This window comes from Pseudoxanthomonas sp. LjRoot204_2, from assembly GCF_056175765.1.
Window position 1 is genome coordinate 1 of sequence record NZ_JBGFFG010000503.1, and the last position, 2171, is coordinate 2171.

Below are 2171 nucleotides of genomic sequence, written 5' to 3' on the forward strand. Positions count from 1 at the left end.
ACGCCCGGCTGGTGCTGCTGGATTCGTACGACCGCGCGCTCGCGCCCTACCGCGCGCTGCGCTCGCGCATCCTGCTGCTGTCCGGACTGGCGGCGGTGCTCGCGGTCGCCGTGGCGGTTGCGCTGGGGCGAGGCATCAGCCGGCCGGTAGCGCGGCTGGCGCAGGCGGCGCAGCGCATCCAGGCCGGCGACTACTCGCAGGCACCCGTGTCCGGCGGCAGTCGCGAGATCGCCGAGCTGGCCGGCGCCTTCGGCCGCATGCAGGCCGACATCGCAGCGCGCGAGGAACGCATCCTGCACCAGGCGCACCACGACGGGCTGACCGGCCTGCCCAACCGCAGCCATGCCTACGACCGCCTGCAGGCAGCGATCGCGGCGGGCGGCGAAGTGGCGGTGCTGGTGATGGACGTGAACCGCTTCAAGGAAATCAACGACACGCTGGGCCACGAGTTCGGCGACCAGGTGCTGCGCGAAGTGGCGCGGCGCCTGCGCGGCGCGCTGGACGGGGCGCACCTGGTGGCGCGGCTGGGCGGCGACGAATTCATGGTGATGCTGCGTGGCCTGTCCTGCGAGGCTGCGAACGTGCAGGCCCAGGCGTTGTGGACGGCGCTGAAGCAACCGCTGGACCTGCCGAGTACGCGCGTTGGCGTGGAAGGCAGTTTCGGCATGGCCTGCCACCCGCAGCACGGTGCGGATGCCGACACGCTGCTGCGCCGCGCCGATATCGCGCTGTACGACGCCAAGGCCGCGCACGGCGGCGTGGCCGTCTACCAGCCCGGGCGCGACGAGTCRCACCTGAGGCAGCTGCAGCTCATGACCGTCCTGCGCCAGGCAATCGCCGGCAGACAGTTGGAGCTGAAATTCCAACCGAAGCTGGACGCGGCCAGCGCGCACGTGCAGCACGTGGAGGCGCTCGTGCGCTGGCGGCACCCCTCGCTCGGCCCGGTGGCGCCGGACGAATTCATTCCGCTGGCCGAACGTTCCGGCTTCATCCATGAATTGACGCGCTTCGTGCTGGACCAGGCGCTGGCCTGCAATGCCGCGTGGCGCCAGGGCGGGCTCGACCTGGGGCTGGCGGTGAACCTGTCGGCGATGGACCTGCTGGACGCCGACCTGCCCGCCTACATCGAAGAGCGACTGGCGACGCACGGCGTGCCGGCCGCGCGCGTGATCCTGGAAGTCACCGAGAGCGCGTTGATGCAGGACATCGAGTACGCCCTGCGCATGCTGCACCGGCTTAAAGCCTGTGGCGTGCGGCTGGCGATCGACGACTTCGGCACCGGCTACTCATCGCTGGCGCAGCTCAAGCGGATGCCGGTGGACGAACTGAAGATCGACAAGAGTTTCGTGATGCAGCTGGAAGAAGGCAGCGACGATGCGGTGATCGTGCGCTCCACCATCGAGCTGGGCCACAACATGGGCCTGTCGGTGATCGCCGAAGGCGTGGAGAACTATCGCGCACTCGCCCTGCTGCGCCGTTACCGCTGCGACATGGTGCAGGGTTACCTGTTCAGTGCACCGCTCGGCAGTGCCGAGCTGCTGGACTGGTGCCGCCGGCGCGAGACCGCTACCCCGTCCCCTGCCCTCCCGCTGGAAACCGACGCATGACCGTTCGCCTTCGTGCCCTCCCGCTCGCGTGCGCGGTCGCGGCGCTCCTGCCGGCACTGCCCGCGCTCGCCGGACAGGGACGCCTGCTGGCGACCGGTGGCGCGACCCAGATCGAAGGAGCGGCCGGCGGGGGCATCGTGCCGTGGGCCGTGCTGTCCGGTTACGGCACCGACGAACAGTGCGGCGGCACGGCGTTCTACACCCGCGTTGATACCGGCGACTACGCATTGGACGCCTACGGAGCGTCGTACACGTTCGGCAACCGGGTGGAAGTGTCGTTCGCGCGGCAGTCGTTCGACCTGGGCGAACTGCAACGGCGGCTGGCGCTGCCCTGGGACGCGCTGGAACAGGACATCTACGGCGCGAAAGTACGCGTGGCCGGCGACCTGGTCTACACGCGCATGCCGCAGGTGAGCGTGGGGGTGCAGCACAAGCGGCTGCGCGACGGCGCACTTCCGCTGGCGGTCGGCGCCCGCGACGACCATGGCACCGACGCCTACGTGAGCGCCAGCAAGCTGTTCCTCGATGCCGCGGGGGGTTACCAGTTGCTGCTCAATGCCACGC

Annotated in this window: 2 protein-coding genes; both read left to right on the forward strand. The window is 70.0% G+C overall.

Annotated features, from left to right (window positions below; all coding sequences use genetic code 11):
* Positions 1–1607 (forward strand): putative bifunctional diguanylate cyclase/phosphodiesterase (locus tag AC04L7_RS17170; RefSeq protein ID WP_475513506.1); only part of this gene is annotated, 1607 nt, incomplete at its 5' end.
* The coding region (locus tag AC04L7_RS17175; protein ID WP_475513507.1) for a DUF3034 family protein at positions 1604–2171 on the forward strand (568 nt) is incomplete at its 3' end. The genes AC04L7_RS17170 and AC04L7_RS17175, both read left to right, overlap by 4 nt.